Annotated in this window: 13 protein-coding genes; 6 read left to right on the top strand and 7 right to left on the bottom strand. The window is 63.4% G+C overall.

Going from position 1 to position 14,249, the window contains the following annotated elements; genetic code table 11:
- Positions 1-55 precede the first annotated feature (55 nt).
- Positions 56-1,183 (bottom strand): branched-chain amino acid ABC transporter substrate-binding protein, encoded by a 1,128-nt coding sequence (locus tag WBR68_RS20135; RefSeq protein WP_050444670.1) that lies wholly within the window; start codon positions 1,181-1,183, stop codon positions 56-58.
- Positions 1,184-1,452: 269 nt separating this feature from the next.
- On the opposite strand from WBR68_RS20135, the gene WBR68_RS20130 reads away from it, so the two are divergent.
- Complete coding sequence (locus WBR68_RS20130; RefSeq protein WP_230695084.1) at positions 1,453-2,049, top strand: RBBP9/YdeN family alpha/beta hydrolase; 597 nt, start codon at positions 1,453-1,455, stop codon at positions 2,047-2,049.
- Positions 2,050-2,206: 157 nt separating this feature from the next.
- Here the strand turns inward: WBR68_RS20130 and WBR68_RS20125 are convergent, their stop codons facing one another.
- The 5 genes from WBR68_RS20125 to WBR68_RS20105 all read right to left on the bottom strand — a co-directional run bounded on the left by WBR68_RS20125 (position 2,207) and on the right by WBR68_RS20105 (position 7,419).
- Positions 2,207-2,710 (bottom strand): Dps family protein, encoded by a 504-nt coding sequence (locus WBR68_RS20125; RefSeq protein ID WP_050444669.1) that lies wholly within the window; start codon positions 2,708-2,710, stop codon positions 2,207-2,209.
- A 135-nt stretch (positions 2,711-2,845) separates the two neighbouring features.
- A complete protein-coding gene (locus tag WBR68_RS20120) occupies positions 2,846-3,796 on the bottom strand; it encodes a LysR substrate-binding domain-containing protein (protein ID WP_050444668.1) in 951 nt (316 codons plus the stop codon).
- An 83-nt stretch (positions 3,797-3,879) separates the two neighbouring features.
- Positions 3,880-5,970 carry an ATP-dependent DNA helicase RecG gene (gene recG, locus WBR68_RS20115; RefSeq protein WP_230695063.1) on the bottom strand — a complete coding sequence of 697 codons (2,091 nt, stop codon included), beginning with the start codon at positions 5,968-5,970 and terminating at the stop codon, positions 3,880-3,882.
- Between the two features lie 39 nt (positions 5,971-6,009).
- A complete protein-coding gene (locus tag WBR68_RS20110) occupies positions 6,010-6,396 on the bottom strand; it encodes a Rid family detoxifying hydrolase (protein WP_050444666.1) in 387 nt (128 codons plus the stop codon).
- Positions 6,397-6,504: 108 nt separating this feature from the next.
- A complete protein-coding gene (locus WBR68_RS20105; protein ID WP_050444665.1) occupies positions 6,505-7,419 on the bottom strand; it encodes a LysR family transcriptional regulator in 915 nt (304 codons plus the stop codon).
- Between the two features lie 95 nt (positions 7,420-7,514).
- On the opposite strand from WBR68_RS20105, the gene WBR68_RS20100 reads away from it, so the two are divergent.
- The 3 genes from WBR68_RS20100 to WBR68_RS20090 are packed head-to-tail and all read left to right on the top strand — an operon-like array spanning position 7,515 to position 10,267.
- Entirely contained in the window at positions 7,515-8,873 is a 1,359-nt protein-coding gene (locus tag WBR68_RS20100; RefSeq protein WP_230695062.1) for an acyclic terpene utilization AtuA family protein, read from the top strand.
- On the top strand, positions 8,870-9,259 hold the full coding sequence (locus WBR68_RS20095; RefSeq protein ID WP_050444663.1) for an AtuA-related protein: 390 nt from the start codon (positions 8,870-8,872) through the stop codon (positions 9,257-9,259). Before WBR68_RS20100 ends, WBR68_RS20095 begins: the two co-directional genes overlap by 4 nt.
- Positions 9,260-9,301: 42 nt before the next feature.
- Positions 9,302-10,267 carry a Bug family tripartite tricarboxylate transporter substrate binding protein gene (locus WBR68_RS20090; RefSeq protein ID WP_050444662.1) on the top strand — a complete coding sequence of 322 codons (966 nt, stop codon included), beginning with the start codon at positions 9,302-9,304 and terminating at the stop codon, positions 10,265-10,267.
- A gap of 105 nt (positions 10,268-10,372) precedes the next feature.
- Here WBR68_RS20090 and WBR68_RS20085 read toward each other — a convergent pair whose 3' ends face one another.
- Positions 10,373-11,149 carry a ferredoxin--NADP reductase gene (locus tag WBR68_RS20085; protein WP_050446870.1) on the bottom strand — a complete coding sequence of 259 codons (777 nt, stop codon included), beginning with the start codon at positions 11,147-11,149 and terminating at the stop codon, positions 10,373-10,375.
- Between the two features lie 261 nt (positions 11,150-11,410).
- Between WBR68_RS20085 and WBR68_RS20080 the strand changes: the two genes are divergently transcribed.
- Complete coding sequence (locus WBR68_RS20080) at positions 11,411-12,454, top strand: Fe(3+) ABC transporter substrate-binding protein (RefSeq protein ID WP_050446871.1); 1,044 nt, start codon at positions 11,411-11,413, stop codon at positions 12,452-12,454.
- A gap of 112 nt (positions 12,455-12,566) precedes the next feature.
- Complete coding sequence (locus WBR68_RS20075) at positions 12,567-14,249, top strand: ABC transporter permease (protein ID WP_230695061.1); 1,683 nt, start codon at positions 12,567-12,569, stop codon at positions 14,247-14,249.

Raw genomic sequence — 14,249 nt, 5'->3', positions numbered from 1 at the left:
GCAGCGCCGGCGGCGCGCTAGTGCGCCACCAGGTCACTGCATCACTGTCACCGCCTTACTTATAGACGGTCTTGGAGCCGTCCTTGTGCCAGGTGAACACGTCGAACTTGAAGTTCGTCAGGTCGCCCTGCTTGTTCCACGACACCTTGCCGATCGGCGTGTCGAAGGAATTGGCATGCAGGTACTTGGCAACCTTGGTCGGGTCATCGCTGCCCGCGCCCTTGATGCCGTCCGCAATGACCTGAGTGGCCGCGTAGGCCGTCATCTGGAAGGCGCCGCTGGGGTTGCGCTTCTTGGCTTCAAAGGCCTTGACGATGTCGGCGTTGGCGGCGTTCTGGGTAAAGTCGGCCGGCAGGGTCAGCAACATGCCTTCCACGGCGTCGCCGGCGATGGCGTTGATGTCGGGGTTGCCCGTGCCTTCCGGACCCATCCACTTCGCCTTCACACCCTGCTCAGCCGCCTGGCGCAGCAACAAGCCCATTTCGGGGTGGTAGCCGCCGTAATAGACGAAGTCCACGCCTTGCGCCTTCAGCTTGGTGATGACGGCCGAGTAGTCGCTGTCGCCGGCGTTCACGCCTTCGAAGATCGCGACGGGCACGCCGCCCTTTTCCAGGTCATTCTTGACTGCGGTGGCAATGCCTTGGCCATACGACTGCTTGTCGTGCAGCACGGCAGCCTTCTTCGGCTTGATCTTTTCCAGGATGAACTGCGCGGCAGCGGGGCCTTGCTGGTCGTCGCGGCCGATCGTGCGGAAGATGAACTCGTAGTTCTTGCCGTCCGTGACGGCCGGCGCCGTGGCCGACGGGGTCACCATCACCACGCCTTCATTGTTGTAGATGTCCGCGGCGGCGATGGTGGCGCCCGAGCACACATGGCCCACCACAAAACCGATCTTGCTGTTGACGACACGGTTGGCCGCAACCGGGCCTTGCTTGGGTTCGCAGCCGTCGTCGATCACCACCGCTTCAAGCTTCTTGCCGTTGACGCCGCCCGCGGCATTGATGCGTTCAATGGCGGTATCCACGCCTTCGCGGACCATGTCGCCATACTGGGTAACCGCGCCCGTGGTGGGGCCGACCACGCCGATCTTGATGGTTTGCGCATGCGCGCCCGCGGCAAACGTCAGGCCGGCGGCAACGCCGAGTGCCGCAACGACCGGGGTCAGACGAAAGGTTAGCTTCATGAGTGGACTCCTCTGATTGCTTGTAATCGTTGGTTTTCGCAGCGGGCGGACGCCGGAAGTACGTATGATCACGCCCCACTGCGGTGCTTTTGCTCGGCAAGCATACACCGAAAGAACCGGGCTTTTGGAGTCCATCCGCCCCGACTTCCGGCACATCGGCGCGCGGCAGGTGCCGCAACGCCGAACGCCTCGCGTTATATCCCTTGAGACATATGCAATCGACGATTTATTCGTTTGAGTTACTAAAGGCGCGCGTCATCATGGCCGCCATGAGACTCCAACCGATCATCGTCCCCGGATGGAAAAACTCCGGACCAGACCACTGGCAATCGCGCTGGGCAAGCGTGCTGCCTCATGCGGTGCGCGTCGAACAACGCGACTGGGAAAACCCGGAACCCGCCCAATGGGTATCCACCTTGGCGGGCGAGGTCGACCGGGCGCGCTGCCCGGTGCTGATCGTGGCGCATAGCCTGGGCTGCCTGATCACCGCGAGCCTACCCGTCCCCCTGCGCGCCAAGGTCGCCGGCGCGCTGCTGGTGGCGCCTGCCGACGTCGAACGCCCCGATGCACCGGCTTGCCTGCACGGCTTTGCGCCAATCTCCCGCCAGTCGCTACCGTTTCAAAGCGTGGTGGTGGCCAGCGACGACGATCCTTATTGCGCCCTGGAACGCGCCCGCGCGTTCGCCGAAGATTGGGGCAGCCGCTTCGTGTTGCTTTCCAGCGCCGGGCACATCAATGCCGAAAGTGGTTTGGGCGATTGGCAAGAAGGCTTGAAAATATTCGGCGCCTTGCGACGCCGTGCTGCATGGCGTATCCCCGCCCCGGCCAAACGTATCCCGCCGGTTCCTGCTTGCGGGATGTTCTAGATAACTGCACTGATCGCCAGTGCGCATCGCAAATAAACAATGGCCGCCCTGAAGCAGCCATTGTTTCAAATCATGACGTTCGGTTGTCTCCGTCTAAAGGAAAACCCCGAAGTCGCAATACGAATGGCAGGGCCAACCAGGCTCCTGCTCGCTTACGTCATTGCAACAAGCTACGCAGCATCCACGCATTCTTTTCGTGCACATCGAGGCGCTGCGTCAACAGGTCAGCCGTGGGCTGGTCGTTAGCGGCGTCGGCCTTCTCAAAGGCGGAACGGGCGGTCTTGGCGACGGATTCGTTTCCGCTGACCAGCAGGCGCACCATCTCCAGCGCTTCCGGCACGGACTCCGGTTCGGCAATGGACGACAGCTTGGCGTATTCACGATACGTGCCCGGGGCGTAGTGGCCCAGCGCGCGGATGCGTTCGGCGATGCTGTCCAGCGCGGTCCATTCTTCCGTGTACTGCGTCATGAACATCTGGTGCAGCGTGTTGAACATGGGCCCCGTGACGTTCCAGTGGAAGTTGTGCGTCATCAGGTACAGCGTGTACGAATCGGCAAGCAGCTTGGACAATTCGCCGGCGACAGCGGCGCGGTCCTTGTCCGAAATGCCGATGTTGATGCGCGGGGCGCTGCTCGGGGTCTTCTTGGGGGACTTGGCCATTGCTAGCTCCTATTAGGAAAAGTACGAAGGAAGGATACCACTGCAAACATGAGGAATTAACGTGAATCCCGCACAAAACCGCGGTGGCAAGACACGGCGTTGATAAGGCGCAAATGAGTCGCGCGGGTTGCGTTGCTAGTCCTGTACCGCCGCAACCTCATCGGCCAGCATCTTCACGCCCGGCAGTTCGCATTCGTAGACCGCCTGGGCCAGGGCTTCAATGGCGGCCAGGCGCGGAAAGCTGCGGCGCCACGCCAGGACGACGCGGCGTTCGGGCACGTGCCCGTCAAACGGCAGGTAGCGCAGCAGGCTGTTGCTGGGCGGGTGTTCGGGCACGGCGGTGATAGGCAGAACGGTTACGCCGATGCCGGCAGCGACCATGTGCCGGATGGTTTCCAGCGAAGACCCTTCAAAGGTGCGCTGGATGCCGTCGCTGGCCGCCGAAAACCGTGACAGTTCAGGACAGACTTCCAACACCTGATCACGAAAGCAATGGCCGCTGCCCAACAGCAGCATGGTCTGCTGCTTCAGGTCCTGAGCGTCAATGGATTTTCGTTGGGCGAGTTCGTGGTCATTGGGCACGGCGACGATGAAGGGTTCATCGTACAGCGGCTGCATGACCAGGCCCGCTTCGGGCAGGGGCAGCGCCATGATGGCGCAGTCGATTTCGCCCTGGCGCAGCAGTTCCACCAGCCGCACGGTGAAGTTCTCTTGCAGCAGCAGCGGCATTTGCGGGGTGCGGCCGATCTGCACCGGAACCAGCTTGGGCAGCAGATAGGGCCCGATGGTGTGGATGACGCCCACGCGCAAAGGGCCGGCCAGCGGGTCATGGCCTTGTCGCGCAATTTCTTTGATGCTGGCGCTTTCTTCCAACACTTTCTGCGCCTGGGCAACGATGCGTTGGCCGATGGGGGTAACGCCCACCTCGGCGCCGCCGCGTTCGAACAGCGTCACGCCCAGTTCGTCTTCCAGCTTGCGTATCGCGACCGACAGCGTGGGCTGGCTGACAAAACAGGCTTCGGCGGCGCGCCCGAAGTGGCGTTCGCGCGCGACGGCGACGATGTATTTCAATTCGGTGAGAGTCATGGTGGACTACGCCCCCGGGGGTTGCGCGCGGGCTTTGGGGCCTGCGCTGTAGTGATTCAGATTAAGAGCGGGCCGCATCGGCATCAGGTCCGCAGGAAGTCTTCTCGGCCACGCATCCAGCGCGCCAGATGCGCCTCGACCGCGGCGGGGTGTTCAGCCCGCAGCCACACCGCCGCATCGCGCGCGTCTTCCGCAATGGCGGCATCGGTTTCCAGGTCGGCAAAACGCAGCAGCGCCATGCCTGATTGCCGTGTGCCCAGAAATTCACCAGGGCCGCGCTGTTCCAGGTCGCGTCGGGCAATCTCGAAGCCGTCCGACGTTTCGAACATGGCGCGCAGGCGTTCGCGCGCCACTTGCGACAGCGGCGTCTGGTAAAGCAGCACACAGACCGATTCGGCGGTGCCGCGCCCTACCCGTCCGCGCAACTGATGCAGTTGCGCCAGACCGAAACGCTCGGCGTGTTCGATGACCATCAGGGATGCATTGGGCACGTCCACGCCCACCTCGATGACGGTGGTGGCGACCAGCAGGTCAACCTCGCCTTCGCGGAACGCCTGCATGACGGCGGCTTTCTCCGCTTGAGGCAGGCGGCCATGGACCAGGCCGATGCGCAGGTCCGGCAGGTCAACCCGCATGCCATCGTAGGTGTCCACCGCCGTTTGCAGTTCCAGTGCTTCGCTTTCTTCAACCAGCGGACAGACCCAATACACCTGCTGTCCGCCACGAGCCGCCTGGGCGACATGGGCGATGACTTCCTCACGCCGGGCGTCCGAGACCAGCTTGGTCAGCACGGGGGTGCGGCCGGGCGGCAGTTCGTCGATGACAGAGACGTCCAGGTCCGCGAAGAAGGTCATGGCCAAGGTGCGGGGAATGGGCGTGGCGCTCATGTTCAGTTGGTGCGGGACGATGCGTCCACGCACGGTTTCGCCCTTTTTGGTCAGGGCCAGGCGCTGGCCGACGCCAAAGCGGTGCTGTTCATCAACAATGGACAGCCCCAGGCGATGAAATTCAACGTGGTCCTGGATCAGCGCCTGCGTGCCCACCACCAGTTGCACGCTGCCATCGGCGGCGGCAGCCGCGGCTTCACGGCGGGCCTTGGCCGTAAGGCTGCCGCTTAGCCAGGCGACGTTCACGCCCAAGGGCTGCAACCATGACACGAGCTTGCGGAAGTGTTGTTCGGCCAGGATTTCGGTGGGCGCCATCAAGGCCACTTGCGCGCCGCCCGCAATGGCCTGGGCCGCGGCAATGGCGGCGACCACGGTTTTGCCGCTGCCCACGTCGCCCTGCAGCAGGCGGTGCATGGGATAGGGCTTGGCCAGGTCGGCGGAAATTTCCTGCACCACGCGCTCTTGGGCGGCGGTCAGTTTGAACGGCAGATTGGCGTACAACTTGTCCACCAGGCCGCCCGGCTCGTTACGCACCGGCAGCGATTCCGCTTCCTTGATACGGCGGGCGGCCCGTGCAGCGGCCAGCGACAGTTGTTGAGCCAGCAGTTCATCGAACTTGATGCGACGCCAGGCGGGATGCACGCGGTCCAGCAGCGCTTGTTCGGACTCGCCCTGCGCGGGGGTGTGCAAGGCGCGAATTGCGGGTTCAAAAGGCGGCAAGTCGTAGCGTTGCAGGGCTTCTGGCGGGAGGGTGTCAGACAGGTCGGCACGGTCCAGCGCCTGGGCGATGGCGCGGCGCAACGTCAATTGCGGCAGGCCATCGGTAGTGGGGTAGACGGGGGTCAGCGCGGTAGGCAATGGCGCATCGGCATTGGTCATGCGCGGGTGCACCATTTGACGGCCGAACAGATTGCTGCGGACTTCGCCGCGCGCCCGCAGACGCTTGCCCACGCTGATCTGCTTTTGCTGGCTGGGATAGAAATTCAACCAGCGCAGCTGGATTTCGCCGGTGTCATCAGCCAGCGTGGCAGTCAGTTGGCGACGGGGCCGGTACTGTACTTCGGACTTGGTGATTTCGCCTTCAACCTGCCCGGGGTAGCCGGGCCGCAAGGCGCTGATCGGAATGACGCGGGTTTCGTCCTCGTAGCGCAGCGGCAGATGCAGCACGAAGTCCTCGGGCAGCACCAAACCCAGGTTACGGAGCTTGCGCTCTGTATCTGTCATGGGTTTGCCGGCGCCATTTTTATCGGCGCCGGGTCGCTTGGAAGCCACGGCCGCGGCCGGCATGGTGGAACGAACCCCTGAAATGCTGCGAGCGGGTACGCCTTACAGAACCATGATGGCTTCGACTTCGAACTGCGCACCCTTGGGCAGGCTGGCCACGCCGATGGTCGAGCGCGCCGGGAACGGCTGCGGAATGAGTTCGGCCATGATGGAGTTGGCGGCGGTGAATTTGCCCAGATCGGTCAGGAACAAGGTCAGCTTGACCACGTTGTCCAGCGTGCCACCGGCCTCGGTGATCACGGCTTGCATGTTGGCGAAGGCCTGACGCACTTGTGCATCGAAATTCTCGGAGACCAGATCGCCCGTGCCCGGCTCCAGGCCGATCTGGCCCGACAGGTAGACAGTCTTGGTGCCGGTAACGGCAACCGCTTGCGAGTAAGGGCCAACGGCAGCGGGTGCGGCGTCGGTATGGATGATTTGCTTGCTCATGGGCGGAATCCTTCAGGTGACGGATAGAAGCTACAACTATTGAAGTTTATCCAGCAATAGACGTTTGCGAAAGTGGCCGGATGACGCAGGGAGGATCGAATCCCTGTTTCATGACTCTGCCTGATGACCGGCGCCGCCGATATCACCCCGGTGGGCGATCAACAGGTCAGCCAGCGCCTGCGCGGCCACCGACAAGCTGCGGCCTTTGCGCTGCACCAGATAAAGCGGCCGGGTCAGCGCGCGTCCGGCCAAAGGCACCACGCGCAAGTCGTTGCTGGCGAAATGAAAAAGCGTCATGGCGGGCACAACCGACACCCCCAACCCGGCGCGCACCAGCCCGGTCACGGTGGCCAGATGCTCCACCTCAAACACCGGCAAAGGCGCATCGGCGCCGAAAGCCTCGTCCAGATGCTTGCGCACACTGCTGCCGCGCGCTAGCTGGATGACGGGGTAGCGGGTGATGTCCCGCAGGCGCACCTTGGCCTGCTTCGCCAAAGGATGATCTGCGCGGCACACCAGGAAATAACGGTCGGCGTGCAGGAATTCGCTGTCCAGATCCGTCATGTCCGGGCGGCGCGAGGCCACGGCGAAGTCCACTTGTCCGCTTTGCACCATGTCCAGGCACGGGTCCAGCAAGGCGTCGCGCAGATCCACCACAATGCCGGGATGCGCCTGGCCAAAGCGAGCCAGCAAGCCAGGCAACCAGCCCGCCGCCAACGAAGGCAGCGCGGCCAGCGCCACACGTCCACGGCGGCGGGCAGCGTGGTCGCGCATGTCTTCCATGACCAGGTCCATGTCCGCCAGCAGGCGGCGCGCGGACGCATCCAATACCCTGCCCTCGGCCGTCAGCTCGACGTGCCGGGTGTTGCGATCAAACAGCTTTAGTCCCGCGCTGTCTTCCAGTTGACGGATAAGTGCGCTGAACGCGGGCTGGGTCAGATGGCAACGCTGGGCCGCCCGCGTGAAATGGCGTTCGTCGGCAAGCGCGACAAAAGCGCGCAGTTGCCTGGCGGATAGATTCATGGCTTTTCTCTATCAATTAATCCGATCTTTCTATTTTACGGATGATCCGCGTATGCCTATAGTGGCCTGAAACCGCAAGGCCGACTGGACCTCTCATGCCTCAATCTCCCCTGCTTATCGGCTGCGCCTCTGGCTTTTCTGGCGACCGAAGCGACGGCGCCGCCGCCGTGGTGCGCACGTTGGCCGCCCAGGGCGGCGGCACGCTTATCTTCGAAACGCTTGCCGAACGCACGCTGGCGCTGGCGCAATTGGCGCGCAACGACGACCCCAATCGCGGCTATGAACCGCTGCTGGACGAGCTGGTGTCGCCGGTGCTGGCGGACTGCCTGCGTCACGGCATCAACATCGTCAGCAACTTTGGCGCGGCCAACCCGCTGGCCGCCGCCCGGCGCATTGCCGCCATCGCGCGTGAACAAGGCTTGCCCGTGCCACGCATTGCCGTCATTCATGGCGATGCCCTGAACACACCCGAACAACGCGCCCTGCTGCAAGAACGCCTGGGCGACGCGCTGACCGGACACGATGTGGTCAGCGCCACCGCCTATCTGGGCGCCACGGAAATCGCGCAGGCCTTGGCGGCCGGCGCGCAGGTGGTGGTGGCAGGCCGCGTGGCCGACCCTTCGCTCACGTTGGGTCCGGCAATGGCTCATTTTGGCTGGGACGCGGAAGACTGGCACCGCCTGGGCCGCGCCACCATGGCCGGCCACATGCTGGAATGCGGCTTGCAGGTGACCGGGGGCTATTTCTGCGTACCGGGATTGAAAGAGGTGCCTGACGTGCATGCGGCGGGTTTTCCCATTGCGCAGATTGATGCCGACGGCGAATTCATCATCAGCAAGGCCGATGCCACCGGCGGCGCGGTGGACGCCCGCACGGTGAAGGAACAGCTTCTGTATGAAGTCCACGACCCCGCGCGTTATCTCACGCCCGATGTGGTGGCTGACTTGAGCCAGGCGCGCGTCGTGGAACTGGGTGGCAACCGCGTTGCGGTACACGGCATCACCGGCCACGCGCGGCCGTCCGAATTGAAGGTCAACGTCTGCTATCGCGGCGGCTGGCTGGCCGAAGCCGAGATCTCTTACGCCGGCGTACAAGCCGAAGCGCGTGCCCGCCTGGCCGCGGACATCGTGCAGAAGCGGCTGGGATCCGAATTCACTTTGCGCGCCGATCTGATCGGCGCCATCAGCATCCTGGGCGACGACGCCGGCGAATTGCGCCGCGCGCTGCCCGATTCCCATGCGCGCGACGTACGCCTGCGCCTGGCGGGCGAACACGCCGACCGTGCCCAGGCCGAGCGCATCCTGCGCGAAGTGACAGCGCTTTACACCTGCGGCCCCGCGGGCGGCGGCGGCGTACGCACGGCGCTGCGCCCCCGGCTGAACATGGTGTCATGCACCATCCCCCGCGACGCTGTACACAGCGGCTGGAGTTTCCTGGAGGCCATCGCGCCATGACCCACTCGTCAAACCCGCAGGCCGTGCCGCTATACCGCCTGGCCCACAGCCGTTCCGGCGACAAAGGCAATATTTCCAACTTGAGCCTGATTGCCTGGGACCCCGAATGCTACGAGGTACTGGTGGCGCAAGTGACCGAGGCGCGCGTGGCCGACTGGTTCGCGTACCGCCATCCCGCGCGCGTCACGCGTTATTTGATCCCCACTCTACATGCCATGAACTTTGTGCTGGACGGCGTGCTGGACGGCGGCGTGAATGACGCGCTGAACCTCGACACGCACGGCAAAAGCCTGTCTTTCAGATTGCTGGACCTGACGGTGGAGGTCAGTGCTGAACTGGCGCGCCGGCTGCCAGATGTACCCGGCGACCGTCCCGCGGCCGCCTGATTTTTTTCACCCCCTATAAAAAAACACCACAGGAGACACAACATGCGTATTTCGTCCAAGGGCCGCCTGGCCCTGTTGCTGGCCGCGGCCCTGCCCTTGACCGCCCTGGCTCAATCGTTCCCCACCAAGCCCATTACCTTCATCGTGCCGTTTGCAGCCGGCAGCGCTACCGACCAGATCGGCCGCGCTATCGGCCAGGGCGTCACCGAGCAAACCGGCCAGGCCGTGGTCATTGAAAACAAGCCGGGCGCCAGCGCGATGATCGGCGCCGCCGCCGGTGCGCGGGCCACACCGGATGGCTATACGGTGTTGATCACCACCAACACTACCCACGCCGCGAATGAGCACCTGTACAAATCGCTGACTTATCACCCGGTGAAGGACTTTGCGCCGATCACGCTGCTAGGCAAAGGCGGCCAGATCATGGTGGTGAACCCCAGTTCGCCTGCCAAGACCGTGGGGGAATTCCTGGCGCAAGCCAAGAAACAGCCGGGCAAGCTGAGCTTTGGCAGCGGCAGTTCCAGCAGCCGCATCGCGGGTGAACTCTTGCAGCAGATGGCCGGCGTGCAACTGCTGCACGTGCCGTACAAGAGCAATCCGCTGGCAGTCACTGATCTGCTGGGCGGCCAGATCGACATGATGATTACCGACACGGCCACCGGCCTGCCGCAAGTCAAATCCGGCAAGCTGCGCGCCCTGGGCGTGACGGGCACGGCGCGCTCGCCGTTGGCCCCGGACGTGCCGACGATTGCCGAAGCAGGAGTACCCGGCTATGAAATGGGCTACTGGTTCGCGGCCTACGCGCCGGCCGGCACACCGCCTGACGTGGTCAAGCGCCTGAACGAACTGCTGGTCAACGCCACCAAGGCCAAGCCGGCCCAGCAGTTCTATGCCCAGACCGGCACCGACGCCGCCAGCTCCACGCCGGACGAATTGGCCAAGTTCCAGCAAGCCGAATCAAAGAAGTGGGGCGAAATCATCAAGAAGGCGGGTATCAAGCCCGAATGATGGCGGCGCATTTTGACCGCCATGGCCCATGACTTGCCACACAGCAAAAAACCCATCGCATGCGATGGGTTTTTTGCTTCAAGATGTTGGCGGCGTATTTATCGATTATTTATCAACAAACGCGCGCTCAACCACGTAGTCGCCCGGCTGACCTACGCCCGGCGACACGGTGAAGCCGCGCTTGTCGAGCATGGCGCTGATGTCGGCCAGCATATGCGGGCTGCCGCAGATCATGGCGCGGTCGGTTTCCGGGTTGATTTGCGGAATGCCGATGTCGTCGCACAGCTTGCCGTTTTCCATCAGTTCGGTGATGCGGCCCTGGTTGCGGAACGGCTCACGCGTAACGGTGGGGTAGTACACAAGCTTGTCGCGAACGACGTCACCGAAGAACTCATTGTTCGGCAGTTCTTTCTCGATGAAGTCGGCGTAGGCCAATTCGCTGACCCAACGCACGCCATGCACCAGAATGACCTTGTCGAAACGTTCGTAGATGTCCGGGTCTTTGATGATGCTCATGAAGGGCGCCAGGCCCGTGCCCGTACCGAACAGGAACAGATGCTTGCCGGGCTTCAGGTCATCAACGACCAAGGTGCCAACCGGCTTGCGGCTGACCAGAATGGTGTCGCCCTCTTTCAGGTGCTGCAGCCGCGACGTCAACGGGCCGTTCTGCACCTTGATGCTGAGGAATTCGAGGTTTTCTTCGTAGTTGGCGCTGGCGATGCTGTAGGCCCGCAAGAGCGGTTTGCCTTCGACTTCCAGGCCGATCATGACGAAGTGGCCGTTGTGGAACCGCAAGGCCGCGTCACGAGTCGTGGTGAAGGAGAACAGGGTGTCGTTCCAGTGGTGCACGCTAAGTACGCGCTCTGTGTTGAAAGCAGCCATGTCAAATTCGCTTATTAGGGTTGTCCCTATTCTACAGGTCTTGTTGGGAACTTGTCTCATTATTCCGTAATACGCTTATGCCGTATTGATAGGGATCAAGGCTGGAACGGCCACCGCTTACGAAAAGTTGAACGCGTCTTTGCTTCCTGTTATCGTCGCGTTCTCAGTTGATAATCATTTTCGTTAGCAGACTGTTTTAAGCAGCGGAATGCCCGGTTTTTGCCCGGCGCTTCCCTTGCAGCCCTAGCCGGAGTTCCCGACATGACCAAGCGTCCCCAATTGAATTCGCTGCTGCGCGCCCTCGCGCTGGCAGGCGCCGCCGCGTTCACCGTTTCGGCCAATGCCGCCGAAGAAGTCAGCCTGTACACCACTCGGGAACCCAAGCTGATCCAGCCGTTGCTGGACGCCTTCACGAAAGAAAGCGGTATCAAGGTCAACACTGTTTTCGTCAAGGACGGCCTGCTGGAGCGCGTCAAGGCCGAAGGCGCCAAGTCGCCCGCCGACGTGCTGATGACCGTGGACATCGGTAACCTGCTGGACCTGGTTGACGGCGGCGTGACGCAATCGATCAAGTCGCAGACCCTGGAATCGGTGATTCCCGCCAACCTGCGCGGCGCTGACGGCAAGTGGTACGCCCTGTCGCTGCGCGACCGCGTGCTGTATGTGGAAAAGGACCTGAAGCTGGAATCCTTCCGCTACGAAGACCTGGCCGACCCGAAGTGGAAAGGCAAGGTCTGCATCCGTTCCGGCCAGCACCCCTACAACACCGCCATGATCGCGTCCATGATTGCGCATGACGGCGCGGAAGCCACCGAGAAATGGCTGCGCGGCGTGAAGGCCAACCTGGCGCGCAAGGCCGCGGGCGGTGACCGCGACGTGGCGCGCGACATCCTGGGCGGCATTTGCGACATCGGCCTGGCCAACGCCTACTACGTGGGCCACATGAAGAACGCCCAACCCGGCACCGACGCACGTAAATGGGGCGATGCCATCAAAGTCATCCGCCCGACGTTCGCCAACGAGAAAAGTGGTGGTACGCACGTGAACGTCAGCGGCGCAGCCGTCGCCGCGCACGCGCCGCACAAGGAAAACGCCATCAAGCTGCTGGACTTCCTGGTGTCGGAACCCGCCCAGGCGCTGTATGCCCAGGCCAACTACGAATACCCCGTGCGCAAGGGCGTGAAGCTGGACCCGGTTATTGCCAGCTTTGGTGAATTGAAGGTTGATCCGCTGCCCCTGACCGAAATCGCCAAGCATCGCAAACAAGCCAGCGAACTGGTTGACAAGGTCGGCTTCGACAACTGATCCCCGATAGCCGCATGGCGCTTATGGCGTGATGCGGCCGTCTGACAGTATTGGGCCTGTTCCCTTTTTTGAAGGGAACAGGCCTTGCCATTGATGCCATCAACTTTGAAGTATGCACACTGAATCTTTGCCCCGGCCTTTGCCCCGGCCAATGCGCCTGCGCTGGACAGAACGCGGCGCAGGCTGGCTGGCGGGCGCCGGGCTGATCGCCCTGGCCGTGCTGGCCCCCGTGCTGACGCTGGGCTGGTGGGCGTTGGGGGGTGACCTGGCGCATTGGCAGCACCTGGCCAGCTACGTGCTGCCGCAAGCGCTTGCCAACACCGCGATGCTGCTGGCAGGCGTGGGCGTGGTCGTCACACTGCTGGGCACGGGCGCCGCCTGGCTGGTGACCGCTTACGACTTTCCCACGCGCCGCATCCTGACCTGGGCGCTGCTGCTGCCGCTGGCCGTACCCACGTACATCATCGCCTTTGCCTACCTGGACCTGCTGCACCCCATCGGCCCCATCCAGACGGCCATCCGCACCCTGCTGGGCTACGACAGCCCGCGCCAGTTCCGCTTGCCGGACCTGCGCTCGATATACGGCGCCATCTTCGTGCTGGGCTTTGTGTTGTATCCCTACGTTTACCTGAGTACCCGCGTGATGTTCATGACGCAGGCGGCCAGCCTGCTGGAAGCCGCGCGCACCTTGGGCGCGGGCCGCGTGGCCGTGTTTTGCCGGGTAGCCCTGCCGTTGGCGCGCCCCGCCATCGTGGTGGGCGTCAGCCTGGCGCTGCTGGAAACCTTGAACGACATCGGCGCCTCTGAATTCCTGGGTGTTCAGACCTTGACAGTGTCGGTCTACACCACCTGGGTCACGCGGTCCGACCTGGCGGGTGCCGCGCAGATTGCGCTGACGATGCTGGCCATCGTGATTGGGCTGATCCTGCTCGAACGCCACGGCCGCAAGCGCCAGCGCTATGCCAACACGCAGCGCATGCGGCCGATGCAGGCGCGCCGCCTACGGGGCCCGGCCGCCGCCGTTGCCGCCGTGCTGGGCTGGATTCCCGTCATGCTGGGCTTTGTGGCGCCCGCCTTGTATCTGGTGGTGGAAACCTACAAGCGCCTGCATCTGGTGGGCGGCGTGTCCGAGCAACTGATCAACGGCCTGAGCAACACGCTGATCGTGGCGTTCAGCGCCACCATCGTCACGCTGCTTTGCGGCTTGATCGTGGCGTGGGCCGGCCGCACCTTGCGCGAGAGCGCAAGCTTCAACCCTGGCCGAGCCTGCGCGCGTGTTGCAAGCCTGGGCTACGCGGTGCCCGGCACCGTGCTGGCGATCGGACTGCTGACGCCTTTTGTGTGGATCGATACGGCGGTCGCCAAGGTCTTTGGCGGCACCGGCCTGTTCCTGATGGGGTCCATGGCGGCGCTGGTGTGCGCCTACGTGATTCGCTTTTTGGCTATTTCCACCGGCGCGCTGGAAGCCGGGCTTGCGCGCATTCCGCCTTCGCTTGAACAAGCGTCGCGCCTGTTGGGCGAAAGCGCGGGCGGCACTTTGCGCCGCGTCCACCTGCCCTTGCTGCGGCCCGCGCTGGCGGCCAGTGCCTTGCTGGTGTTCGTTGACGCCATGAAGGAACTGCCCGCCACCCTGCTGCTGCGCCCCATGAATTTCGACACGCTGGCAACCTGGCTGTACGCTGAAGCCGCCCGCGGCACGTACGAGGAAGGCGCCGTCGCAGCGCTGGCGATCGTGCTGGCCGGCCTTCTGCCCGTCATCCTGCTGGCGCGCACCAATCTGAAAATGGGACATTGA

This window comes from Achromobacter sp. JD-1 (assembly GCF_038594925.1).
Lineage (GTDB): Bacteria > Pseudomonadota > Gammaproteobacteria > Burkholderiales > Burkholderiaceae_B > Achromobacter > Achromobacter spanius_C.
Note: the sequence above shows the minus strand (reverse complement) of the source record. Positions and strands in the feature narration are given on the sequence as shown.

Coding starts and splice junctions, on each gene's coding strand:
- WBR68_RS20135 (WP_050444670.1), bottom strand. CDS start 1,183: ATGAAGCTAACCTTTCGTCTGACCCCGGTCGTTGCGGCACTCGGCGTT.
- WBR68_RS20130 (WP_230695084.1), top strand. CDS start 1,453: ATGAGACTCCAACCGATCATCGTCCCCGGATGGAAAAACTCCGGACCA.
- WBR68_RS20125 (WP_050444669.1), bottom strand. CDS start 2,710: ATGGCCAAGTCCCCCAAGAAGACCCCGAGCAGCGCCCCGCGCATCAAC.
- WBR68_RS20120 (WP_050444668.1), bottom strand. CDS start 3,796: ATGACTCTCACCGAATTGAAATACATCGTCGCCGTCGCGCGCGAACGC.
- recG (WP_230695063.1), bottom strand. CDS start 5,970: ATGCCGGCCGCGGCCGTGGCTTCCAAGCGACCCGGCGCCGATAAAAAT.
- WBR68_RS20110 (WP_050444666.1), bottom strand. CDS start 6,396: ATGAGCAAGCAAATCATCCATACCGACGCCGCACCCGCTGCCGTTGGC.
- WBR68_RS20105 (WP_050444665.1), bottom strand. CDS start 7,419: ATGAATCTATCCGCCAGGCAACTGCGCGCTTTTGTCGCGCTTGCCGAC.
- WBR68_RS20100 (WP_230695062.1), top strand. CDS start 7,515: ATGCCTCAATCTCCCCTGCTTATCGGCTGCGCCTCTGGCTTTTCTGGC.
- WBR68_RS20095 (WP_050444663.1), top strand. CDS start 8,870: ATGACCCACTCGTCAAACCCGCAGGCCGTGCCGCTATACCGCCTGGCC.
- WBR68_RS20090 (WP_050444662.1), top strand. CDS start 9,302: ATGCGTATTTCGTCCAAGGGCCGCCTGGCCCTGTTGCTGGCCGCGGCC.
- WBR68_RS20085 (WP_050446870.1), bottom strand. CDS start 11,149: ATGGCTGCTTTCAACACAGAGCGCGTACTTAGCGTGCACCACTGGAAC.
- WBR68_RS20080 (WP_050446871.1), top strand. CDS start 11,411: ATGACCAAGCGTCCCCAATTGAATTCGCTGCTGCGCGCCCTCGCGCTG.
- WBR68_RS20075 (WP_230695061.1), top strand. CDS start 12,567: ATGCACACTGAATCTTTGCCCCGGCCTTTGCCCCGGCCAATGCGCCTG.